A 23,435-nucleotide genomic window follows, 5' to 3' on the forward strand; every position below is an offset into this window, starting at 1 on the left:
AATCAAATAGAACGGGATGATAACCGGGTTACCGAATCAACGACAGCCATCCCTGCGGCAACCAACAAACGGCGCTGCGGGCACGATCGATCCTTTCCTAACAGCTTGCTGGCGTTATCCTCAGCCTCAAGCCATCCCAAATCAAACCAAAAACTCAGCTGCCTTCGCCTGACATCACCTGCACCCGCTGCGTAATCCCGCAGAGCAAGGTGTAGGGTATCGTGTCGGCGTGGTGGGCGATTTCTTCGACCGGCAAGCCCTCGCCCCATAGCGTGACCGGGTCGCCGGGCCGGGCGTCGGGCAGCTCGTTCAAGTTGACGGTAATCATGTCCATCGAAACCCGGCCCACCAGCGGTACCCGCCGGCCGTTGACCAACACCGGGGCGCCGCTGCGGGTGGCGCGGTGATAGCCGTCGCCGTAGCCGATGGACGCCACGCCCAGGCGGGTGGCGCTGCGGCAAGTCCAGGTGCCGCTGTAACCGACGCTTTCGCCGGCGGCAATGTCTTTGACTGCGATCAGCCGCGAATGCAGGCTCATGACCGGCTTCAAGCCGAAATCGGCGCCGGTTTTGCCGGCGAACGGCGAGCAGCCGTACAGCATCAAGCCCGGCCTGACCCAATCGCTGGCCCGGTCCTGAACCGAGCCGAGGCGGACGCTGGGCCAGCCGATGATGCCGGCCGAATTGGCGATGCTGCGCTGGCCGGGATAATCTTTGACGGCGTCGTTGAACAAATCGATCTGGCGCCGGGTTTTGTCGTCCAATAAATCATCGGCATTGGCGAAATGGGTGATCAGATTAATCGGCTGTTCGACCGCCGCACAGGCTAGCAAAGCCTGATAGGCGGCGCCGAAATCGTTGGCCTTGAAACCGAGCCGGTTCATACCGGTATCCAGCTTCAGCCATACCGCCAGCTTGGCGGCGGCGGCCGGTTGCTGTTGCAGAATGGCGATTTGTTGCGGCGCATGGATCACCGCCGCCAGCCGGTATTTCAATAACTGCTGCAATTCGTCGGCGCAGACAAAGCCTTGCAACACGGTAATCGGCTGTTCGAAGCCGGCCTGGCGCAAGCGGGCGCCCTCGTCCACCCTGGCGACGGCAAAGCCGTCGGCCCGTGCCAGCGCCGCCGCGACCCGGTCCATGCCGTGGCCGTATGCGTTGGCTTTGATCACCGCCATGATTTTGTTGTCCGGCGCGTAGCGTTTGACCTGTTCCAGGTTGTGGCGCACCGCATCCAGATCCAGACGTACGTAAGCCGGCGGGATCATTCGTAATCCTCGGGGCCGTTGTATACCCCGGCAAAATTTTCGAAGCGGGTGTATTGGCCCAGGAAAGTCAGCCGCACCGTGCCCAAGGGGCCGTTCCGCTGCTTGCCGATGATGACTTCGGCGATGCCTTTGTCCGGACTGTCTTCGTGGTAGACCTCATCGCGGTAAACGAAAATGATCAAGTCGGCGTCCTGCTCGATCGCACCGGACTCCCGTAAATCCGACATCACCGGCCGTTTGTTGGGGCGCTGTTCCAGGTTGCGGTTGAGCTGGGACAGGGCGATCACCGGCACGTTGAGTTCCTTGGCCAGCGCCTTCAAGCCGCGCGAGATATCGGAAATCTGTTGTACCCGGTTATCGCCGCTGGACGGCGACTGCATCAGCTGTAAGTAATCCAGCACGATCAAGCCCAGCTGGCCGTGTTCGCGGGTCAGACGGCGGGCGCGGGAGCGCACCTCGGTCGGCGTCAATGCCGGGGTGTCGTCGATGAACATTTTGGTCTCGGCCAGCAAATTGATCGCCGAGGTCAATCGCGGCCAATCATCGTCGTCCAATTTGCCGGTGCGGACCTTGTGCTGGTCGATCCGGCCCAGCGACGACATCATCCGCATCGCCAGCGCCTCGCCCGGCATCTCCATACTGAACACGGCTACCGGCATCCCGCTTTTGAGCGCGACGTTTTCGGCCATGTTCATCGCGATCGTGGTCTTACCCATCGACGGCCGGCCGGCGACGATGATCAAATCGGACGGTTGCAAGCCGGAGGTTTTCTCGTCCAGATCGGTGAAGCCGGTACTGGCGCCGGTGATGTCCCCGTCCAATTCGTATAGGGTTTCGATTTTGTCGACCGCCTTGGCCAGCAGGGATTTGATCGAATTGAAACCACCCTGCCCCTTCTGGCGCTGTTCGGCGATTTCGAACACCTTGCGCTCGGCGTTTTCCAGCAATTCGGCGGTTTCCCGACCTTCGGTACTGAAGGCCGAATCGGAAATTTCGGTGCCAATGTGGATCAGTTGCCGCAACACCGAACGGTCGCGGACGATGTTGGCATAGGCGACGATGTTGGCCGCGCTAGGCGTGTCCCGCGCCAGCATACTCAGATAAGCCAGGCCGCCGACATCCTGCAACTCGCCGGTGGTTTCCAGCACCTCGGAGATGGTCACCACGTCGAACGGGTCCTGCCGCTCGGCCAATTCGGCGATCGCGCGGAAAATCAAGCGGTGGTCGCGGCGATAGAAATCGTTCTCGCCGACTTTGTCGGCGACGGAATCCCAGGTCTGGTTATCCAGCAATAAACCGCCCAACACCGATTGCTCGGCTTGAATCGAATGCGGCGGAACTTTCAGAGATTCTACGGTTTGATCGGGCAGGAAATAGTGGTCTTCGGACATAGCGGGAAGGGTTTACAAAACTGAAAGGGAATTATACTCGGCTATTGCTTAACGATATTGCCGGCAGCAAAAGATCAGTAGCCAACAATCAAGCAGCGTATTTAATTTGCTAGCCGAAGGCCATTGAATTACCATACTTTCCGTAATATAAATATTGGGTGTCGACATGGCCTTCATCGGCGGATTGCCGACCATGACACTCCGCTTAATACCGATCCCTTCACAATAATTCCAATATCCGCCGACTCGTGCGCCAAGCTGTAGCGGCGCACTGATCCATCGCATTACTCCAAGCCCTACAGGAGGTTTGTATGCACGGAATTAAACCTATAACGTGTTTTTTCACCATTACCGCCGCAGTTTTAGCCTGCCTGCCGGCAACTGCCACTCAAGCCGAAACCGGCAACGTGGTGTTGTGGAACAAGCTAGGCTCGGCGACTGAAATTGCCACCAGCGAAATCGGTCCCGGTTTTCAACAGTTACATTATCTAATCGGCGATTGGGACCAGGCCCAGCTCGCTCCAGGCGTGTTCGGCGACGGTTTATACGTCAATCATGATACCTGCGAGGGCTGGTGTAACGATGGTGCTAACTTTTTTGTTACCGATCTGTCGCAAACCGGATTGTCCCCGGCTCGCGGCAGCATTGAGTTCTGGTTTGAATTCAAATACGGCGCGGATACGTTCAATCACGCCTATTTTTTCGATACCAGAAGTAAGGTGATGAATCATTATCCCGATCAAAACTGGCAAACCGACGGCGTACTCACCGCTGGCTGGAACGGTTGGGATTACGGCTCGTTCGGCAAGCGCTTTTTCTTTTGCATGGGCAAATACGACCGCGCAACATGCATATACACGCCCGATTTCTCGGCTGCACCGGGTGGAGAACTGGCGTTCAGCAACGGTACGCTGATGCATTTCGGTTTCGTGTGGGACAAATCCGGGATCGACAATACTGCCGATACAGCCCGGATTTACGTAAACGGCGAAGTAAAAGGCGCCACTCAAGCAGCCTGGAATCTGCCCAACGCCATCGATCCCTTCCTTTTCTTGGGCGCCACGCCAAACTGTTGTGACTGGGATCACCATTACAATGCCGTCAAAGGAATTACCGATAACTTAGTGATAAGAGATTACGCCAATACCGACTTTACCAATCGCTTCGAAGAAAATCCGGGCCTATCCTGCGAAGCAACCTTACCGAAACTTGCCGCAAAGATCGCGCAAAAATCCGGCCTCAAAAATGCCCGGAATTGGACAATCAACCTGAATAACCAAAGTCATTGCCTCGCCGAGAGCGCACAGATCGATAAAGTAGAGCTTTCGCAAAGCTTCGGCGCCCGCTGCGTGCCGATCATTACCACACCGTCTGCATTTCCATTGGTATTAGGCGATATCCCGGATCACAGCCAAGGAACCGGCAATGTCGGCCTCAATTTCAGCAATTGCCCGAACAACGCCCGTTTCAGTGCAACGATAACGTTTAGCAGCAACGGCGGCGCTGTGTCCGGCAGCAAAACCTTCAACAATCAATTTCGGTAACCGACAAGAGGATCATTGATATGCGCAAACTAATTTTTGTACTTTTGTGGATGGTATGTTGTTTTAATCCGACGCTCGCCGCTACGTCATTGCAACTGGAACCGGCAAACGGTTCAATCGTTGGCAAAGCCGGTGATACCGTTGGCTGGGGCTTCGTACTCGTCAACACCCAAAATTACCTGGTGGTAACCGGCGCTGAATTTCAAACCTCAGCCCACTCCGGCGAATTTACCGACTTTATCAGCGCCCCAGATAACTTTTTTGTCGTCGGCTCCGGATTCGGCGGCAGCACTGTCTGGGCTCAGTCATTCGATGCCGCGACGAAATCTGGAATCGGCAGCTTTACAATCGCTACCGACGCGAGTCCCGGCTCGATTTTTGGCCGGCTTGTGCTGAGTTACGATTTATTTTCCCGAAGCCCGGCGGATCCGTTATTCGATCCCGACCTCGACACCCTCGCTAACGGCGAATTATTGACGGCAAGTGCTACGGTAACTGTTAACGCGGTTCCTCTGCCTGGCGGCGCTTGGTTATTCGGCGCGGCATCGGCTGTTTGGGGCGCGAATCGACGCCGGTATTTAACGCTAAAGGCGTGATACCTCGTTCAATCGGCCGTTGGCCGCTGGATATCCGCGTGATTCAGCGGCCAATCGCCCTGGGCCAACTCGTAGTAGTCTGCGGCATCGGCTTTCAGTTTCTCGACCACACCGGGGTCCAGCACGCCGTCGCTAACCCGGTGTTCCAGGTAAGTCAAAATCTCGGCTAACGGCATGCCGGTCCGATACGGACGCGACTGGGCCAAGGCCTGAAAAATATCGGCGACGCTGATAATCCTGCACTCCAGCGGCAACGCCGTTGCCGCGGTTTTGAACGGATAACCTTCGCCGCGCAGATTTTCGTGGTGCAGTCCGGCCCACTCCGGAATCTTCGAGTCGACGAACACCCGCTGCAGAATTCGGTAGGTGTCATAGCTGTGGCGCTGCATGCAGGCCCGCTCCTCCGGGGTCAAACTGCCGGGTTTGTCGATAATGTCTTCAGACACCCGCAACTTGCCGATGTCGTGCAACAAGCCGGCGATTTCGACTTGCTCCAGGTCGGCGCCGTCGATACCGAAGGATCGCGCCAGCCGGCGGGCAATTTGCGCCACCCGCTCGGAATGCAATTCGGTGTAAGGGCTCTTCGCATCGACCACCCGCGAGAACAACCGGGCAACCTCGCGCAAATCGGGATAGGGCAACCACACCATCGGCAAATGGTCGCCCAGATTGCGTAAATCCTCGTCCAGATAATCCGGGTCCATTGCCAGCCAAAACGCCTGGCTTTGCGCCAGATCGGCAAAAGCGTCCACCAACGCCGGACAGAACAGCGTGCCGGAATAACTTTGCAGGCGCCCGACGATCTTCGGCGCCGCAATCAGAATTTGCTCGCTGGCCAGATAAGGCGCTTGCAGCACGTCGATCCGGTCCGCCAGAAACAGCAGATTGGCGCGCAGCCTGGTTCTGTCGGACAGCGGCAATTGCACCAGATTCTCCCAGCGGGTGTGGTGATAGCGGATTTCTTCGGCCAGATGGCTGAGCGGCGGACAGGCCCGCAGATATTCCTCGCCGCGCTCGCAATGGGCTTCGGCACCGTCCCATTCCAACGACTCGGTCAGATGCCGATGTTCGCGGATCTTGGCCACCCCGCAATCGTGCAACATACCGGCATGCAGAATCTCGAGCCTATCCTCCGCCGACCAGGCCAATTTACCGGCGATGTGCCACGCCATCATCGCCACCCGCTTGCCGTGTTTGACTTCGTCGATACCGACCAAGTCCAGCGCGCAGGTCAATGAAATGATCGCACTGTGTAGATCGATGCGTTGGCTATCCATCAGTGAAAACTCCCCCGATTCAGGTTAAACGCGATGTTAATGCAGTTTGGCCGAGCCGGCAAAGCCTATCGGCGGCGATGGACCGCGGCCGGCCGACAAGGCACAATAACCGGCTTAGTTTAATCTCGCCCACCGTCATGCTCGCTCTTCTGGTCCGATTTTCGATTCGTTATTCCGGCATCGTCGTCACGCTGGCGCTGCTGCTGTTCATTTACGGCAGCTACCGCTTCGCCAACGCCGGCCTCGACATTTTTCCGGAATTTGCGCCGAAACAGGTCATCATCCAAACCGAAGCCCCCGGCCTGGCCACCGAGCAAGTGGAAGTGCTGGTCACCCAGCAAATCGAAAACTCGATCAGCGGCCTGATCGGCCTGCAAACCCTGCGCTCGCAATCGATTCAGGGTTTATCGATCATCACGGCGACCTTCTCCGAGCATAGCGACGTTTATCGCAACCGGCAACTGGTCAGCGAACGCCTGAACAGCCTGGGCCAGCGCTTGCCGGCCGGCGTCGGCACGCCGGTAGCGATACCGCTGTCGTCGTCGTCGGCCACGGTGTTGACGCTAGGCGTCAACTCGGAGAGCAAATCGCTGATGGAACTGCGCAGCTTAGTGGACTGGAGCCTGGTGCCGCGGCTGCTGGCGGTACCCGGCGTGGCCGACGTCAATGTGTTCGGCGGCGACATCCAGCAATTGCAAGTGCAACTACAACCGGCGGCACTACAGCGCTTCAACTTGGCCATCGAGGATATCGTCGCCGCAGCGGCCGGGGCGGCGGAGATGAACGGCGCCGGCTTCATCGAAAACGCCAACCAGCGTTTTACTTTGCAAATCAGCGGCCAACCGGCCGATCCGGAGCAGTTCAAGCAATTGGTGGTCAAACGCCAGGACGGCATGAACGTAACTCTGGCCGACGTCGCCGACATTCGTTACGGCGCGGAACCGCCGATCGGCGCGGCCCAGATCATGGGCAAACCGGGCATCGTCCTGATGGTGATCGGCCAATACGGCGCCAATACCCTGTCGGTCTCGCGCCAGGTGGAATCGGTACTGCAGGACTTCCAGCCGATCTTCCAACAGCAAAACATCGCGTTTTACCCGCATCTGTTCCGCCCGGCGGACTACATCGAAACCTCGCTGCATAACCTGTCCGGCCATCTGTTGCTCGGCGGTCTGTTCGTGCTGGTGGTGCTTTACCTGTTCTTGTTCAACTTACGCAGCGCCTTCATCGCCGCCACGGCGATTCCGCTGTCGCTGCTCAGCGCCGCGCTGGTACTACTGGAATGCGGCGTGAATCTGAATATCATGGTGTTGGGCGGCCTGGCGATCGCGCTGGGCGAAGTCGTCGACGACGCCATCATCGATACCGAGAACATCTTCCGCCGCCTGCGGGAAAACCGCCTGAAAATCTTTCCGGACCCGACCGAACACGTGGTCTACCAAGCCTCGCTGGAAGTGCGCAGTTCGGTAGTCTACGCCAGCTTCATCGTGGCGCTGGTGTTCGTGCCGCTGTTGACGCTGGACGGTGTCAGCGGCCGGCTGTTCGCGCCGCTCGGCGCGTCCTATATCCTGGCGATTCTGATGTCGCTGTTGGTGGCGCTGACGCTGACGCCGGCGCTATGCCATCTGTTGTTCAGATCCAAGCTACCGGACGACAGCGATCCGCCGCTGTTGCGTTGGCTGAAACCACTATATGCCAGACAGTTGCTGTGGGCGATCCGCCATTTCAAAGGCGTGGCCCTGGCCGGGACGCTAGCCTGCCTGGTCGGCATCGCCGCCTTCCTGCAACTGGACCATAAATTTCTGCCGGAACTGCGCGAAGGCCATTTCATCGTCCACACCGCCAGCGTACCCGGCACCTCGTTGCCGGAATCGATCCGGCTCGGCAGTCTGGTGAGCGAACGGCTGATGGCGGTGGCCGGCGTCGAATCGGTATCGCAATGGGCCGGCCGCGCCGAACGCGGCGCCGACACTTACGGCAGCCATTACAGCGAATACGAAGTGCGTTTGCATCCCCTATCCGGTGCAGAACAGCAACGGGTGCTGGACGAAATCCGCGCCATTCTGGACAGTTTCCCCGGCATCCATTACGAGGCCAACACCTTCCTGACCGAGCGCGTGGACGAAACCATTTCCGGTTACACCGCGCCGGTGGTGGTCAACATCTACGGCAACGATCTGGCGGAGCTGGACGCCAAGGCCCAACAACTGGCCGCGCTGATCGAGACCCTGCCCGGCGCCGAAGACGTGCAATTGCGTTCGCCGCCGGCCACCAGTTTGCTGCAAGTGCAACTCGATCTGGAACGCCTGAAATTCCGCGGCATCAGCCCGGCGCAAGTCATGGCGGCATTGCAAACCGCTTACGAGGGCCGCATCGTCGGCAAGAACTTACAGGGCAATCGCATCTTCAACGTCGCGGTGTCGCTGCCGCCGGAATGGCGTAGCCAACCGGATTACCTGGGGCAATTGCCCTTGAAAAACGGCGAAGGCCAGCGGGTTTTGCTCGGTGAAGTGGCCGACATCCGCCACGGCGAGGGCCGCTACAACATCCTGCACCAGGGCGCGCAGCGGATTCAGACCGTGACCTGCAAGGTGGCAGGCCGCGATATGGATGGCTTCATGGCCGAATTGAAGCAACGGGTACAAACCGAATTGAGCTGGCGCGACGGCAGCTATCCGGAATTCATCGGCGCCGCGCTGGAACAGGCCAAGGCCCGGCAAACCTTGGTGATTCATGCCTTGTTGGCCGGCGCCGGCGTACTGATTTTCGTGTTTATCGCCTTGGGCAGCCTGCGCCATATGCTGCTGACCTTATTGAATCTGCCGTTTGCGCTGCTGGGCGGCGTCGCCGCGGTCGTCGTTACCGACGCCACTTTGTCGGTCGGCTCGTTTGTCGGCTTCGTCACCTTGTTCGGCATCACCGTGCGCAACTGCATCATGCTGATTTCGCATTACCGGCATCTGATCGAATTCGAAGGCCAGGAATGGTCCACCGCGACGCTGATCCGCGGCGCTCAGGAACGCCTGCCGGCGATCCTGATGACGGCCCTGGTCACGGCCTTGGCGATGTTGCCGATCGCGATCGGCAGCGACAATCCCGGCCGCGAGATCATGGGGCCGATGGCGGCCATCATCATCGGCGGCCTGGCATCGTCCACGGCACTGAACCTGCTGCTGTTGCCGGCAATCTTGCAGCGCTACGGCCGCTTCCACGTCGAGCTGGCCGACAGCAACGCCGCTAACTGATGCCGGCCGCGGCGGCGATCACGGCCTGGCCCAAAGCCAAGCCGCCGTCGTTGGCCGGATAACGCTGCGGCAGCAGCACGGTTTTGCCGTGGCGGCGCAAGTCTTCCGCCACACCTTCCAGCAACAACCGGTTTTGAAATACGCCGCCGCTCAATACGACCGTGTCTGTCGCGGTCTCCCGGCCAAGCCGGCATAAGCTTTCCACGCTGGCCGCGATCAGGCTATGGTGGATACGGGCGGCAATCGCCGCCTTATCGCCGCCGCCGGCCAGATCGCGCAACACCGCCTGCCACAAGCCGCGCCAAGTCAAAACCGGCTTTCCTTCCATTTGGCTCACCTGCCAAGCCAGCGGATAGGCGGTTTCGCCGGCGAACGCCGACGCCGCCAGGTTTTCCAAGGCAATCGCCGCCTGGCCCTCGTAATCGGCTCGCTCGGTGTGCAGGTCCAGCACGGCGGCGAAGGCGTCGAACCAGCGGCCGACCGAGCTACAAAACGGCGCGTTCAGATTTTTGGCCATCATCGTATCCAATGTCGCCAGCGGCTTGTTCGCCAAACCTTGGAAAAACGGCAGATTGCCGAATTCCGCCAGCAGTTCGTCCCTAACGAAATAATGCCGGAGCTGGGCATAAGCATTGCGCCAGGGCTCGCGCATGGCTTGGCTGCTGCCGGGCAAGGCAATCGGCTGAAAATGGCCCAAGCGGGTAAAACCGCGGTAATCGCCCAGCAAAAATTCGCCGCCCCACAGTTCGCCGTTCTCGCCCATGCCCAGCCCGTCGAATATCGCCGCCAAGACCGGCGGCGCGTCCAGCGCCACACCGTGTTCGGCCAGGCAGGCGGCCAAATGGGCGTGATGATGTTGGACGGTCAAGCAGGGCAAGCCTTGCGCTGCCGCCAAGCTTTGGCCGTATTGGCTGGACAGATAACCGGGGTGGCGGTCTATCGCAACCCGTTCCGGCCGGAAGCCGTGCAACTGCCGGTACAGCTCGATGGCGCGGCGGTAATCGGTCTGTACCGCGGCATTTTCCAGGTCGCCGATATGCTGACTGACCACGGCCTGGCGGGGTCTGAGCAGGCAGAAGCTGTTTTTCAGCTCGGCACCCATCGCCATGACGTTAGCAGCCGATTCGAAACCGGGCGGCAACGGCAAAGCTTGCGGCGCATAACCGCGCGCCCGCCGCAGCAGGCGGATCTCGCCGTCCATCAGCCGCGCCACCGAATCGTCCAGCCGGTTGACGATGTCGCGCTGATGCAGCAGAAAAAAGTCGGCGATGCCGGCGAGCTTTTGCCGCGCATCGTTGTTATCGGTGCATTGCGGCTCGTCGCTGACATTGCCGGAGGTCAGCACGATGGGGTTGTCCAATTCCGCCATCAGCAGCGTATGCAACGGCGTGTAAGGCAGCATGAAGCCGAGTTTGGCGTCGCCCGGCGCCACGCCGCCGGCCAGCGCTTCGCCGCGGGCGCGCAGCAACACGATGGGCGCGGCCCTGTCTTGCAAGGCAAGGATTTCGGCCGCGTCGGCTGCGGCGAAACGATGCACCATGGCTAGATCGCGGGCCATCAACGCGAACGGTTTGGCGTAACGGCGCTTGCGCTGGCGTAGGGAGTCCACCGCCGCGGCATTAGTTGCGTCGCAGGCCAGATGAAAGCCGCCCAGGCCTTTGATGGCGACGATGCGGCCTTGGCGGAGCAGTTCGGCGGTTTGCCGGATGACATCGTCCATGCTGCCCACGTCCGGCGCCAATGCCTTTGAGTCAGGCCGTTGTTGCTGAGCTGGTCGAAGCATCAGCGGCTTGACTTGGGGCCGCGGATTCCCCCCTGCAGCCTTCGAAATGCTCGGGGCGAACGGAACCATCCTAGTTTGGCTGCCGGTGGCGCCGAGCCCGGGTTCGCTTGTGCCCTCGGCCGCTTCCAGCCACAAGCTCGGCCCGCAAACCGGGCAGCAGTTGGCTTGGGCGTGAAAGCGGCGGTCGGCCGGATCGTCGTATTCGCGCTGGCAGTCCGGGCACATCGAAAAGGCCGCCATGCTGGTGTTGGCGCGGTCGTAAGGCACGGCGCGGACGATGGACAGGCGCGGGCCGCAGTGGGTGCAATTGGTAAACGGGTAACGGTAGCGGCGGTTGTCAGGGTCGGCGATATCGGCCAGACACTCCGGGCAGGTGGCGGCATCGGCGGCGATGGGCGTGGCGATGCCCTCCGGCCGGCTGGCGACGATGCGGAATTCGGCCGGCGCGGCTTGATTCAAATCCCGGCATTCCAGCGCGTCCAACCTCGCCAGCGGCGGCAGTTCGCGCGGAATCCGGGCGATAAACCGCTCCAAAGCCTCGGCGCTGCCGAAGGCATGAATCATCACGCCTGCGCCGTCGTTCCAGACCTCGCCGGTCAGGCCGCAGCGCCTCGCCAAATGCCACATCGCCGGCCGAAAGCCGACGCCCTGCACCACACCGCGGGCGCGGATGGCCTTGCCCGCCATCAGCAGATGCGCGGCAGTTGCTCGCCTACCGGCCAATCGACGATGCGCCGGCCGCCGAAAGCCGTGGTCATTTGCACGAAACGGTGCGGATCGGCGACGACTTCGCCGATGATGGCGGCGTCTCTGCCCAAGGGATGCCGGCGCATCGTCGCCAGCAGCGTCTCGGCCGCATCGGCATCGCAGATGCAGACCAGTTTGCCTTCGTTGGCGACGTATAATGGATCGAGTCCGAGAATTTCGCAGGCCGCCTTGACTTGGGCCTTGACCGGAATCCGGGCTTCGTCGATCACGATGCCGACCCCGGACTGGCCGGCCAACTCGTTCAATACCGCCGCTAGGCCGCCGCGGGTCGGGTCGCGCAGGCAGCGGATCGCGCTCGGCGCCGCGGCGACCAGATCGGCCACCATGCCGTGCAAGGCCGCCGAGTCGGAAACGATCCTGGTCTCGAACTGCAAGTTCTCGCGGCTGGCCATAATCGCCACGCCGTGGTCGCCGATCGAACCGCTCAGCAGCACCGCGCAACCCGCTGCTGCGCGCTCGCCGGAAATCTCGACACCGTCCGGCACCAAGCCGACGCCGGTGGTGGTAATGAACACGCCGTCGGCCTTGCCCCGCTCGACCACCTTGGTATCGCCGGTCACAATCGGCACGCCGGCTTTATTCGCCGCCGCCGCCATGCTGGCGACGATGCGCTCCAGGTCGGCCAGCGGCAGGCCTTCCTCCAAAATAAAAGCGGCCGCCAGATACAGCGGTTTGGCGCCGGACATCGCCACGTCGTTCAAGGTGCCGTGCACCGCCAGCGAGCCGATGTCGCCGCCCGGAAAAAACAACGGCGAAATCACATGACCGTCGGTACTGATCGCCAAGCGTCCGGCCGGTACGTTGAACAAGGCCTGATCGTTGCGGCGATTGAGCAAGTCGTTGTCGAAATGCTTGATGAACATTTGCTCGATCAATTGCGCCATAGCCCGGCCGCCGCCGCCGTGGGTGAGGTCGATTTGGCCGGATTTGAGGTTGAGTGAGTTGGGGTAAGACATGGGTTAATAATTGCTAATTGTTTAGCGGGAGATCGACTTTTTCGGCAGTCCTGACAGTTACAACGTCAATCTCATTTGTTCGGCAATTCGTTTAGCCAATTTTGTGAAATCTTTTTTCGCTTCCTGTACCGCGTTGGCGTGCGAGCCGATCGCACCATCGGCAGAGGTCAAATTGAATATAGGTTTGCGATGTTCTTGGGCCATGGGAATTAAACTACGGTAATGCTTTATGGTTGCGAGACAGTAGGGGTCTTCTTCCTGGCTACCCAGTGTTTCGGACGGGGTTTCACTTAATACGGATTCACGATACACAAAGGGAATCCGTTGCACCCATTTATCGTAAGCTTTTACCGGCCTTTCCAATCTCACGCCGTGTTGCTGACAAAGATAACCAATCGGCTGCATGTTGCCTTTTGGCAACTGAAAATCCGGGCGTCTGAGTTTATCGGTACTGTTGTTCCAATTATCCAGTCTTTTTTGCCAAAGGTTCTTCCAGGTGCGCAGTGTCGGCCCTAAATTTTTCAGGCCTTGTAACGAAAACAAGTCCGCTCCGAGCGGAATCACCACGTAATCCGTCGCCAACAAGACGGAGCGGTTGATCGCGCCCAAGTTAGGGCCAATATCCACCAAAACCATATCGGCCTGCACTTTGGCGGCCGCCATTTGCATCACTTGCCAAAACGAGCTAAGTATCCGCATCGGCCGATATAGATTGTTGTCGCCCATGCTGTTCGGCCATTCGGCCGACAAAATGTCTTCGTATCCGGATAGATTGACATCGCCGGGCAGCAAATACAGGTCGGTTGAGATGCTTTTTAATATTGGCTCGGCAATGTCGCCTACGTCCGTTAGGGGTTTAACGCACTGGTAGATCGTTGAACCGTCATTCTGACTATCCCAAATCGATTCGATGTCATCCTCTTCGAGAAAGGCACCGGTCAAATTTGACTGCGGGTCGAGATCGATGATGACCACACGCTTTCTTAAACTGGCAAAAGTCCAGGCCAAATGATAGATCAGCGAAGTTTTACCCACCCCGCCTTTGTTATTAAAGAATGTCAGGACCGGTGTCGTCATGGTTTGCTTCTAAGTGTGCACAAAACGGTGCTTTGGTTAGTTTCAAACTCGGGAGGTGGATTGCCATTCTTTAGCATTGCTCTTCTGGCAGTCGCAATGCCGCGTCCGAAAGCTTGGATAAAACCAAACGTTTTTAGTACGTCGGCAATATTCGGATTACGGTAATCGGTAATGCCGGGTTTGCCGAAGTTTTCCGTTGTCACGTTACCGTAAGGCCCGCCGGGACTGTTGATTTCAATGCGATCATTGAACCAGTAAACCCGCACCGGCGCGTTCGTACTCTCATATGTACGATGCAAAACCGCGTTATAGAGGATTTGTTGAAGGGCGGCAGGCGGATAAGGCATTTCTTTGCTGTGAACCGGCCCGGCAGTAATGTCGATTGCGGTGCGATTATGGGCTTTGAGTTTTTCTTCGCAGCGGCGCAGCGTTTCAACCAATGCCCCGCCTATCGATTCCTCATCGATTACGGGGTCCGCCAATTCGGTGCCGTCGATGCGCAGGAATTGAATGAAGGCCCCAGGAAGAAAGTCTTGCGGTGTCTTGCCGAGTGCTAATAGCCCAAGCACGGTTGGCGTCGTGTCTTCGGGCGACACGACCATTTTGCAGGACGCCAATCGTTCTTCATAAGTTCTGCCGTTAGCTTCCAATACATCGGCTGCAAACGCCGAAGGCAAAAATTCGTTTTCGAATATCGATTTCGATAAATCGGAAAGCTTGGCGCTGGGCACGGGATAAATGTCGAACGGCAGATTTTTATAGCGCCGTTTTTCGTTGAGTATCCGTTCTTCTTGTTCGTTGGCAATTGAGCGGCGCGGTCCGGTGCGAATCCAGATACGACCATCGTATTTGACGGGGGGCATATCCGACGGCATGACGGTGACCACCGCAATTTCAGCCCCCCTCAATGTGCGTTTCTCGACCGATAGAACCGGCAAAGGCAAGATGTTGCCATCCGTTTTCATGTCGGCTAACGACAACAAAAGTTGATCGTCGATAGTTATTCCCGAAGGCTGTCCGTTATCTTTAGCGCCGATAAACAATACTCCCGGCTGGTTGTATCCCGGTAAATCATTGGCAAACGCGCAGATAGCTTGGCGAGCCTTTTTCGGGACATCACCTTTGAGCGTTTCTTTTCGTTCCACGCGATCCGATTCTGTGTCGTCCAATAGGCTTTCTAATTCTTGGTCGGAAAATTGTTTCATTGCTCGATAAACACACTAATTGAACGGCTGGCGAGATTTTTTCAAAAAAGTTCTCGATCGCGGACGATACAACTCAAGACAGGCAAACCCTTTGGAATGATACCGCCCCGGCGCGCAACTAGGATAGTTTTCTGTAGCAAGTAACGGCATTCATTTGCTTTTGCACGCCAAGCCGGCTGCTTGCCTCAAGGATTGCAATAATTGCAATGGCCGGCCGAGGCGAAGCGGCGTTCGCGGGCGACTGCAACCTGATGGCCGCAGCGCACGCAGGCATGGAGATCGGCTTTGGCGTCGTCAGTCGGCAGTCCGCAATCCTCGCACGGCAAACCGCGCACGATGCCGGACACTCCAAAACCGGGCGCGGCGCAGACCGGGCACAGCGACAGCAGCTTTTGCGCCAACACTTCGGCCGCGCGGCGGATGTTCAGCATGCGGGTCGGATTGGCGAAGGCGCGCATGTCGGTTTCGATGAAGACCTGCCGCGCGGACGACGCGGCCAGCGCCCAGGCGACCGCCGCCTGCAACTCGGGCCAAGTCGCCAAGCCTTTGCGAAACTCGGGATGGTCTTGCTGGTCCGGGCGCACGATCAGATAGTGCTGCGGAAACCCGGCCGCCAAAGCAAAACGTTCGGCGTCTTCCCAGTTAGTCACGGTTTGGTGGGCAAAATTGGTGGCGCCGGATGCGGTGGCGACAACCTCGATACCCAAACGGGCGTCGATCCAGACCAGCAATTCCAGGTTGTGCGGCAGCATGAAGCTGACCGGGTCCGGCCCGAACGCGCCTTCGCTGGCCAAGCCCAGAGACAGGCCGGACAGTTCCATGCCGATTTGCGCCTTGCGCCGGGCAGCCTCCAACTGACTGCCGGCACGGGCAATATCGCGGGTGAAGGTGCCGAGGCTATCGGTATCGAACCGGTCGACATGCTCGATTCGGCAACCCAAGCAGTGGCCCAACACCTCGCTCAGCGGGGTTTGCTTGCCATGCTGGGTCAGCAGGGCCACCTGCTGCCCGTAATAAACGCTTTCGCCGGCGGTCGAGATCGGCATGAATCGCTCCCCAGACCGCTTATCGGCCGCCGGCCAACAGCGGAAACAGTTCCGTCATCCCGCCGGCGATGAATTCCACGGCGATGGAGCTGAGCAACAACCCCATCACCCGCGTCACCAGGTTCATGCCGGTTTGGCCCATGATCGCCACGATCCGCGGCGCCAGCAGCAGAAACAGCAGGACGATACTGCTGACAGTCGCGATCACGCCGCCGAACAACAGGTAGTGATTCAACGACAAATCGCGGTGGGCATAAACAATGGTCGTGCTGATCGCGCCCGGACCCGCCAGCAGCGGGATCGCCAGCGGCACCACCGCCACCGAGGCCTTGTCCTGCGATTCGGCGTCTTCTTCCGGGGTATGCCGCGAACGATCGTCGCTGGCCCGCAGCATCGACATCCCCATCAGCAACAGCAGCAAGCCGCCGGCCACGCGAAACGCCGGCAGGCCGATACCGAAAAAGCGCAGAATCGGCTCGCCGGCCAGCAACGCGGTCAACAATACCATCGTCACCGCAAAGGCGGCGGTGATGGCGGTCTGCCGGCGTTCGGCCGGACTCTTGCGCGCCGTCAAAGCCATATACACCGGCATGGCTGTGATCGGATTCACCACCGAGATCAGCCCGGCCAACAGTTGGACAAATTCATTCCAATTCATGGTTTCTTCCCTGCTCGATAAGGTATCAACGCACGATCACGCCGGCCGCCACCGTATGCAACGACACCGGATCGATGACAATAAAACTGCCGGTAGTGCGATTGTCGCTGTAGGCGTCGGCGCAAAGGGGTTGATGCAACTTCAGCGTGGCTCGGACGATATCGTTCATCTGCGCCGAATCCGGCTGCGGCTGATGGGCCAGCGAATTGACGTCGACCCGATAACTCAGCTCCGCGAACACGGCGTTGACGCTGCGGGTGGTGTGCTTGACCAAGTACTTGCGCCGCAAGTCCAACGGCTGCTCGGATAGCCAGCAGATATCGGCGTTCAGGGTTTTGATCACCTGCGGCAACTGCAGCGGATCGCACAGCATGTCGCCGCGGGAAATGTCGATCTCGCTATCCAGCGCCACCACCACGGAACGGTCGGCGCCGGCTTCCGCCAAGTCGCGCTCAGCCACGCTCAAACGCGCGACGCGGGCTCGCTGGCCGCCGGGCATCACCGCCACTTCGTCGCCCAAACGCAAGAGTCCCGATGCCAGCATGCCCTGGTAACCGCGGAATTCGGCCGCCGCCGGATCGGCGCCGTTGCCCAGCATCACCCGCACGACCCGCTGCACCGGCAGCCTGAACGGCGCGACGTCGGCATCGCGCCTGGCCGGGCTGGATTCCAGATGTTCGAGCAGGCTGGGACCGCTATACCAGGGGATGGCCTCGGCGCGAGTCGCCAGATTGGTACCGTTCAGTGCCGACAGCGGAATCGCCTGCACATGGTGCCGGCCCAGACGGCCGACAAAGGCATTGAATTCGTCGACGATGGCCTGGTAGACCGCGGGCTGCCAATCCACCAGATCCATCTTGTTGACCGCCATCACCAGCTCGGGGATGCCGAGCAAGTGCGCCAGATAGGCGTGGCGGCGGGTCTGGGTGACGACGCCCTTACGGGCATCGACTAACAGAATGGCGAGATCGGCGCTGGAGGCGGCGGTAACCATGTTGCGGGTGTATTGCTCATGACCGGGGGCGTCGCCGATGATGAATTTGCGCCGCGCCGTGGCGAAATAGCGGTAAGCCACGTCGATGGTAATGCCCTGCTCCCGCTCGGCGATCAGGCCGTCGGTCAACAACGACCAATCGATGGCGGCCAGCCCGCGTTTATACGAGGTGACCTGGATCGATGCCAGTTGATCGGCGGCGACATTGCCGGTGTCGTAGAGCAAACGGCCGATCAACGTGCTTTTGCCGTCGTCGACGCTGCCGGCCGTGATGAACCGTAACAACCCCGAGGTCCCAGGGCCGGGTGCTGGCTTGGATTCGAGAGAATCCGCTGTGTGGTAGGCGGCTGCGTTCATCAGAAATACCCCTCTTTTTTACGTTGTTCCATGGCCGCTTCGGAAGCGCGGTCGTCCAGACGCGTGGCGCCGCGCTCGGTCAGCAGGCATTGCGCGGTTTCGGCGATGATGTCGGCGACGTTGACCGCAGTCGACGCCACCGGCGCGGTGCAGGAAATATCGCCGACTGTACGGAAGCGGCAACTGACCGTTTCCACGGTATCGCCGGCCCGGGCCGGCGTCAGATGCGTCACCGGCACCAGAATGTCGCCGCGCCGCACCACTTGGCGCTGGTGGGCGAAATACAGCTCGGGCAGTTCGATGTCCTCGCGCTGGATGTATTGCCAGACATCGAGCTCGGTCCAGTTCGAAATCGGAAACACCCGCAGATGGTCGCCCAACGCCACGCGGGTGTTGTACAAGGACCACAGCTCCGGGCGTTGATTCTTGGGTTCCCATTGGCCGAATTCGTCGCGCACGCTGACGATGCGTTCCTTGGCCCGCGCCTTTTCCTCGTCGCGCCGCGCACCACCCAGACAGGCGTCGAAACCGAACTCGGCGATCGCTTCCATCAAGGTCACCGATTGATGCGCGTTGCGCGATTCCTGCGCATGCCGCAGACGCACCGATCCCTTGCGAATCGAATCCTCGACGCTGCGCACGTGCAGCTGGCAAGCGTAGCGCTCGGCCATGCGGTCGCGGTAGGCGATGACTTCGGCGTAGTTATGGCCGGTGTCGATGTGCAACAGGGCGCAGCCGATCCGTTCCGGATGAAACGCTTTGTAGGCCAGGTGCAGCAGGACGGCCGAATCCTTGCCGCCGGAGAACAGTAACACCGGATGCCGGCATTCCGCCGCCACTTCGCGCAAGACGAACAGGGCCTCGGCCTCCAGCAGGTCCAGGTGATCCGCTGCGGCGGGACCGAGCCCGTCGTGGGTGAATACAGTCATGTCAAAACTCCTCGGGGTTTAAGGAAACGGGTTGCCAAGCGTTCGGGCCGCCGTAGCGGAAACAGCGGCCGTCGCCCGGCTCGATCCGCAGCAAATGCAGCCAGCGGTTCTCCACCAACCGGCGGACTTCGGCCTGGCTGTCCAGCACCTGTTCGATCATGGCCGCCGGGGCTTCGATGATCACGCTCAGGCGCAGCGGCTCGTGGCGCAGCGCCTGGCCATCGTGCAGCGATTGCCAGGGCAGCCCGACCCGCAGGTCGCCGCCGTTACCTTCGAGGATGCCGATGGTGCCGACCACGTTGTGCAGAACCTTGTTGCCGCTGCCGAAGCGCCGGTTGTCGACGGCCGAGGCGTAGTACTGCAGATTGATCCAACTGGCGACGACCATCGGCGCCGTCATGATCAGGTTCAAAATCGCGCCGTCGCCATCCTGGCGATAATCGTAGTTGTGCAGAAACACCCGGCCGTCAAAACCGGCGTGAGCCGTGCGTTGCCGCGGCGCGGCAATGAAGGCGGCGTTTCCGGCCAGGCCCCATTCCGGCCGGATCTGGGCCCAGTCGCGACTGCGTTTCAGCATCGCTTGCCGCAGCGCCTTGGCGTCGGCATCGGCCAGACCCAGAGCCGACGCCCGCTCCCGCCGCGACAATTGCGAGGCCTGCTCCAGCCAATCCTGCAATTGCGCTAGATCGGCGGCGAAGTAATGTGGTACCTGGTCCAGATCGAACAGCCGCACCTGATCGGTGGTGGTATCGTGCAGCCCGGCGACGAACCAGGTCTCCCTGGGGATGGCAATGCCTTGCGCCGCCAGACCGGCCCGAACCTCGCGGTCGTTGAGCACGGCCGCGGCCACTCGGGCGTTGGCTTCGCCGCTATGGCCGCCGCAGGCACCGCAATCCAGTCCCGCCGCGTACGGATTGTTGACCGTGCTGCTGCCATGGCCGCAGAGCAAGACCAGGCGGGCGAAGCCGTCGTTCAAGCTCATGCCTTGCAAAGCTTTGCGGGCCAGTTCGATCCGTTCCCCCAAGGCAATGCCGGTTTCGACCACCGGACCGTTGGCGATCAGCCGCCCGCGCTGGCGGGTGATGACCGGCCCGATCCGCTGCACCACGGCCCGGTCCAGTCCGGCGCTACCCGGTTTGGCCACCGTGCGGGTCAAACCCAAACTATCGCTCAACAGCTTTCCGGCAAAGGTCAAACCGGAAATCTCGACGTAGGAAAAGCAGGAAACCGCCGAGTGTTTGAATCCCTTCCACAACCGATTCAGGCGTTTGTTGAGCCAGCGTTTTTCCAGGATTTTGCGCAGATCGCCGACATCGGCCTCGGCTACGCTCTCCCTGATCCGGAATTTCGGCTGCAATAACACCGGACATTGCGGCTGGCCGTGATGGTGGCCAAGGCCGATGTACTCGATCGGGAACCCAAAGAAACCGGCAAAACCCAAGGTTTCGATGTCGGCGGACACCGCTTCCAGCGCCCGGCGATAGACTTCGGAGCGAACGTCGATGCAAAACACCGCCTGCAGTGCCTTGCGCTCGGCCGGAACCAGCTTTGCGGCAGGCGGCGGCGAGGCCAAGCGGGCCAATAGCGGACGCTGTCCGGCCAGTTCGTAAGCCCATTGCAGCACATGGCGAATCTGCAGCGAGTCCTCGGCGACCGGGTCGGTCGACACCGCCGACGCCTGCCAGCGCAAACGCCAGGTCTGCAGTTCCAGCGGCTGCGCCACGCGGATGTACAGGGCATAGTCGTAGGCCAAACGAATCGCCAACAGCTCCAGCAAAGCCTCCGCGGCTTGCGCCGGCTCGTTCGGCCAGGATTTATAGCGCAGCCAGGCGCTCCAGCCGGCGACGGTCAGCAGTTGCCGATAGCAGAAATCCTCCAGCCGTTCGTCCGCCAACCACAAGCCGGCGAGTATCTGCGAAATTGCGGCAGCCGGACTCTCCGGCAGCGTGGCGACACAGCGGCGGAAATCTGGGATACCGGCCAACTCAGGAGTGCGATCGAAGGCCGCGGCCCGACGCCAGGCCGAGTAAAGCGGCTGATTGCGCCAGGGCATGCGCCAGGCCGACTGGCCTTCGTCGAAGTAGGCGGCGCACCATTTCGAGATCTCGTCGGTAATCAATCCTGCCCAAGCGCTGCCGGTCTCGGCATCGAGGTGGTCGGCCATTGTCGGCCAGCACACCGGCGCCAGGTTCGCCGCCTCCGGCCGCGCATCGTCCAGCGCATCCAGACACTGCTGCAGCGACACGCTGCTGCCGGCCAACGCCAATGCCTGCTCGATATCGGCCATCCGGATCCGACCGCTGCGATATTGTTCGGCGTAGAACCGGGTCGGCATCAACATCTCGCCATAGCCGCTGTGGGCCGCCCATTGGCAGGCTGCGGCGAACGGCCGATCGCTCCAGCCCAGAAACGGATTGACCGCGACGAAGTGTTGCAACGGCCAGAGCGGCGCGATGCGGCGGCAAGCGCGCTTGGCGGCGTCGATGCAGACGGCGGCAGTTACGTCGTTCGGCGCGGCTGTGTCGATCGCGTTGGCGCCGGTCGGAGCGGGTTTGAATTTAACTGAGGACAAGGCTGGGTTCATTGCGGCATTCCTCCGGAGTGGCGATGGCTAAAGCGGGCAGATGCCAACCGCCGGCTAGCGAGCAGCCGGTTGGCCAAGGTACTGATATAAAAACCGTTGTAGATATGGACGTAGGCGGCCTGCCAGATTCCGGCAGCCGCCGGACCGGGGTACTCGATCTGCAACATCAGGATCGAGAAAAATCCGGCCAGGACGATACTCAGCAACAGGGCGTCGAACAGACTGTCGACCGGTATCGGTCCGGCTACATCGCTCGTCAGCAGGTTCAAAAAGCCGGTTTGCAGTGCGAAATAGAGCAAACTGGTGCCGGCGGCGATCAGGCTGGCTCGGAATATTTGTTTGGGGCCGGCCTGATGCGCCAGCGCATTCCAAAGCAAGTAGGTCAAGGCCATTTGCAGGATCGCGCCGAGGAAAACGATGCCGGGTTCTGTGCCGGGACTCAGCCCGAATGCAGCGGCGCAGCCGACGGTCAATGCCGCTGCCACCAGAAACGCCAGCAGCAGTTCGCCGGGATGGCGGCTGTCGCGGATCGGCGGCGCCCAGGCAGCGCGGGCAATGTCGACCACGCTGCCGGAGGCGAGAAAGGCATGCGCTTTGTAGAGAGCATGCGCCAGGATATGCAGCAGCGCCGAGGAAAAGGCCCCCAAGCCGCACTGCAACATCATGAAGCCCATCTGACCGACGGTTGAGAACGCCAGCGATTTCTTGATGCTGGTCTGAGTCAGCATGGTCAGCGAACCGAACAAGGCGGTGAAGGTGCCGATCACGGCCAGCATGTGCAGGGCGGCCGGCACCTGCACCAGAATGTGGCTCATTCGAATCACCAAAAAGCCGCCGGCATTGATGATCCCGGCATGCATCAGGGCGGAAACCGGAGTCGGGGTTTCCATCACCTCCGGCAGCCAGCTATGAAACGGGAATTGGGCCGACTTCATTACCGCACCGACGATCAGGGCAAAGGCTGCCGCCGTCAGCGCGGTTTCCTGGCCGGCGCCAAGTTCGGCGGCGAATAAGGCGCCGAACTCCAACGTACCGAAGGCCTGATACAAGCAAACTCCGGCCAGAGTCAAGGCAATATCGCCCAAGCGACTGACGACGAACTTCTTACGCGCGGCAATCTGGGCGCCCGGCCGCTCCGGGTAAAACAGCAACAAGCGGTGCAGGCTCAAGCTCGTCGCGATCCAAGCCATCACGAACCAGACAAAATGTCCGGAAATCACCAGCATCAATACCGCCGCGACGGTCCAGGACATCCAATTTAGGAACCGGCGCTGGCCCGGATCACCGTCCAAATAATTGCCGGAATAACGGATCACGATCGCGCCGATCAACGCCACCAAACTGAGCATGATGGCGGACAGCCGGTCGATGTAGAGCGGGATGCCGGCGACATCCCCCTGAAATTTGCCGTCGACAAATACGCCGGCCGCGCCGAGCAGAGCGGCGAGGACGGCGCCGCCGGCCAGTACTGCGCAAACCGCCGCGCTAGTCCTGGCCCGGAACGGAACCAGCGCGGAAGCGGCAAGTCCGGCGCACACCAGTTGCGCCGGGGCTGCGGCTGCAGCGTAGGCAATCCAGGCGGTCATGACCGGCCCCCTGCCGCGAGGGAACGGCCGCAGGTTAGGAAAGTGGCTTGGACACGGTTTCTATCGCGGTTGACGGTATGCATGACGATCTCCTAAGCAAGGGTAAGTGCGTTGCCATGCTAGCAATCGGTCATTGATTCATCCAATATATGTATTTAATACAAACGTTCTC

16 protein-coding genes are annotated in these 23,435 nt (G+C 60.3%); 3 read left to right on the plus strand and 13 right to left on the minus strand.

Annotation, left to right across the window (positions count from 1 at the left end):
• Window positions 1-154 precede the first annotated feature (154 nt).
• Complete coding sequence (alr, locus tag AC0IM9_RS07765) at window positions 155-1,267, minus strand: alanine racemase (RefSeq protein WP_482803611.1); 1,113 nt, start codon at window positions 1,265-1,267, stop codon at window positions 155-157.
• A complete protein-coding gene (gene dnaB / locus AC0IM9_RS07770) occupies window positions 1,264-2,658 on the minus strand; it encodes a replicative DNA helicase (RefSeq protein WP_482803612.1) in 1,395 nt (464 codons plus the stop codon). The genes alr and dnaB overlap by 4 nt, the downstream gene beginning before the upstream one ends.
• A 311-nt stretch (window positions 2,659-2,969) precedes the next feature.
• Between dnaB and AC0IM9_RS07775 the strand changes: the two genes are divergently transcribed.
• The gene (locus AC0IM9_RS07775) at window positions 2,970-4,202 is read left to right on the plus strand and encodes a hypothetical protein (RefSeq protein ID WP_482803613.1); all 1,233 of its coding nucleotides are present in this window, start codon (window positions 2,970-2,972) and stop codon (window positions 4,200-4,202) included.
• Between the two features lie 20 nt (window positions 4,203-4,222).
• Entirely contained in the window at window positions 4,223-4,798 is a 576-nt protein-coding gene (locus tag AC0IM9_RS07780) for a hypothetical protein (RefSeq protein ID WP_482803614.1), read from the plus strand.
• 8 nt (window positions 4,799-4,806) lie between these two features.
• Here the strand turns inward: AC0IM9_RS07780 and AC0IM9_RS07785 are convergent, their stop codons facing one another.
• Window positions 4,807-6,075 (minus strand): HD-GYP domain-containing protein, encoded by a 1,269-nt coding sequence (locus AC0IM9_RS07785; RefSeq protein WP_482803615.1) that lies wholly within the window; start codon window positions 6,073-6,075, stop codon window positions 4,807-4,809.
• A 137-nt stretch (window positions 6,076-6,212) separates the two neighbouring features.
• Here AC0IM9_RS07785 and AC0IM9_RS07790 point away from each other — a divergent pair, with 137 nt between their 5' ends.
• Complete coding sequence (locus tag AC0IM9_RS07790) at window positions 6,213-9,320, plus strand: efflux RND transporter permease subunit (protein WP_482803616.1); 3,108 nt, start codon at window positions 6,213-6,215, stop codon at window positions 9,318-9,320.
• Here the strand turns inward: AC0IM9_RS07790 and hypF are convergent.
• The 10 genes from hypF to AC0IM9_RS07840 form a co-directional block, all read right to left on the minus strand.
• Window positions 9,313-11,790, minus strand: coding sequence for a carbamoyltransferase HypF (gene hypF / locus AC0IM9_RS07795; protein WP_482803617.1), 2,478 nt, complete (start codon window positions 11,788-11,790; stop codon window positions 9,313-9,315). The two genes, AC0IM9_RS07790 and hypF, sit on opposite strands and share 8 nt — an antisense overlap.
• Window positions 11,790-12,827, minus strand: coding sequence for a hydrogenase expression/formation protein HypE (gene hypE / locus AC0IM9_RS07800; protein WP_482803618.1), 1,038 nt, complete (start codon window positions 12,825-12,827; stop codon window positions 11,790-11,792). The genes hypF and hypE overlap by 1 nt, the downstream gene beginning before the upstream one ends.
• A 57-nt stretch (window positions 12,828-12,884) precedes the next feature.
• Window positions 12,885-13,904 carry a ParA family protein gene (locus AC0IM9_RS07805; RefSeq protein WP_482803619.1) on the minus strand — a complete coding sequence of 340 codons (1,020 nt, stop codon included), beginning with the start codon at window positions 13,902-13,904 and terminating at the stop codon, window positions 12,885-12,887.
• Complete coding sequence (locus AC0IM9_RS07810; protein WP_482803620.1) at window positions 13,901-15,109, minus strand: ATP-binding protein; 1,209 nt, start codon at window positions 15,107-15,109, stop codon at window positions 13,901-13,903. The genes AC0IM9_RS07805 and AC0IM9_RS07810 overlap by 4 nt, the downstream gene beginning before the upstream one ends.
• A gap of 185 nt (window positions 15,110-15,294) precedes the next feature.
• On the minus strand, window positions 15,295-16,155 hold the full coding sequence (locus AC0IM9_RS07815) for a DUF6671 family protein (RefSeq protein ID WP_482803621.1): 861 nt from the start codon (window positions 16,153-16,155) through the stop codon (window positions 15,295-15,297).
• 19 nt (window positions 16,156-16,174) lie between these two features.
• The gene (locus tag AC0IM9_RS07820) at window positions 16,175-16,813 is read right to left on the minus strand and encodes a MarC family protein (protein ID WP_140911495.1); all 639 of its coding nucleotides are present in this window, start codon (window positions 16,811-16,813) and stop codon (window positions 16,175-16,177) included.
• Between the two features lie 25 nt (window positions 16,814-16,838).
• A complete protein-coding gene (locus tag AC0IM9_RS07825) occupies window positions 16,839-18,164 on the minus strand; it encodes a sulfate adenylyltransferase subunit 1 (protein ID WP_482803622.1) in 1,326 nt (441 codons plus the stop codon).
• Window positions 18,164-19,093 carry a sulfate adenylyltransferase subunit CysD gene (cysD, locus tag AC0IM9_RS07830; RefSeq protein ID WP_482803623.1) on the minus strand — a complete coding sequence of 310 codons (930 nt, stop codon included), beginning with the start codon at window positions 19,091-19,093 and terminating at the stop codon, window positions 18,164-18,166. Before cysD ends, AC0IM9_RS07825 begins: the two co-directional genes overlap by 1 nt.
• A gap of 1 nt (window position 19,094) precedes the next feature.
• Window positions 19,095-21,677, minus strand: a complete 2,583-nt coding sequence (locus AC0IM9_RS07835) for a YbcC family protein (RefSeq protein ID WP_482803624.1) — start codon at window positions 21,675-21,677, stop codon at window positions 19,095-19,097.
• Window positions 21,674-23,263 carry a proton-conducting transporter transmembrane domain-containing protein gene (locus tag AC0IM9_RS07840; protein WP_482803625.1) on the minus strand — a complete coding sequence of 530 codons (1,590 nt, stop codon included), beginning with the start codon at window positions 23,261-23,263 and terminating at the stop codon, window positions 21,674-21,676. The genes AC0IM9_RS07835 and AC0IM9_RS07840 overlap by 4 nt, the downstream gene beginning before the upstream one ends.
• Between the last annotated feature and the right edge of the window lie 172 nt (window positions 23,264-23,435).

Source organism: Methylomonas sp. Uni0011, assembly GCF_056850255.1.

Excerpts from the sequence above, each read along its gene's own strand:
- hypF (WP_482803617.1), bottom strand. The coding sequence starts at position 11,790 with ATGGCGGGCAAGGCCATCCGCGCCCGCGGTGTGGTGCAGGGCGTCGGC.
- AC0IM9_RS07825 (WP_482803622.1), bottom strand. The coding sequence starts at position 18,164 with ATGAACGCAGCCGCCTACCACACAGCGGATTCTCTCGAATCCAAGCCA.
- AC0IM9_RS07840 (WP_482803625.1), bottom strand. The coding sequence starts at position 23,263 with ATGACCGCCTGGATTGCCTACGCTGCAGCCGCAGCCCCGGCGCAACTG.
- AC0IM9_RS07820 (WP_140911495.1), bottom strand. The coding sequence starts at position 16,813 with ATGAATTGGAATGAATTTGTCCAACTGTTGGCCGGGCTGATCTCGGTG.
- AC0IM9_RS07810 (WP_482803620.1), bottom strand. The coding sequence starts at position 15,109 with ATGAAACAATTTTCCGACCAAGAATTAGAAAGCCTATTGGACGACACA.
- dnaB (WP_482803612.1), bottom strand. The coding sequence starts at position 2,658 with ATGTCCGAAGACCACTATTTCCTGCCCGATCAAACCGTAGAATCTCTG.
- AC0IM9_RS07815 (WP_482803621.1), bottom strand. The coding sequence starts at position 16,155 with ATGCCGATCTCGACCGCCGGCGAAAGCGTTTATTACGGGCAGCAGGTG.
- AC0IM9_RS07805 (WP_482803619.1), bottom strand. The coding sequence starts at position 13,904 with ATGACGACACCGGTCCTGACATTCTTTAATAACAAAGGCGGGGTGGGT.
- AC0IM9_RS07775 (WP_482803613.1), top strand. The coding sequence starts at position 2,970 with ATGCACGGAATTAAACCTATAACGTGTTTTTTCACCATTACCGCCGCA.
- AC0IM9_RS07780 (WP_482803614.1), top strand. The coding sequence starts at position 4,223 with ATGCGCAAACTAATTTTTGTACTTTTGTGGATGGTATGTTGTTTTAAT.
- AC0IM9_RS07835 (WP_482803624.1), bottom strand. The coding sequence starts at position 21,677 with ATGAACCCAGCCTTGTCCTCAGTTAAATTCAAACCCGCTCCGACCGGC.
- alr (WP_482803611.1), bottom strand. The coding sequence starts at position 1,267 with ATGATCCCGCCGGCTTACGTACGTCTGGATCTGGATGCGGTGCGCCAC.
- AC0IM9_RS07785 (WP_482803615.1), bottom strand. The coding sequence starts at position 6,075 with ATGGATAGCCAACGCATCGATCTACACAGTGCGATCATTTCATTGACC.
- hypE (WP_482803618.1), bottom strand. The coding sequence starts at position 12,827 with ATGTCTTACCCCAACTCACTCAACCTCAAATCCGGCCAAATCGACCTC.
- AC0IM9_RS07790 (WP_482803616.1), top strand. The coding sequence starts at position 6,213 with ATGCTCGCTCTTCTGGTCCGATTTTCGATTCGTTATTCCGGCATCGTC.
- cysD (WP_482803623.1), bottom strand. The coding sequence starts at position 19,093 with ATGACTGTATTCACCCACGACGGGCTCGGTCCCGCCGCAGCGGATCAC.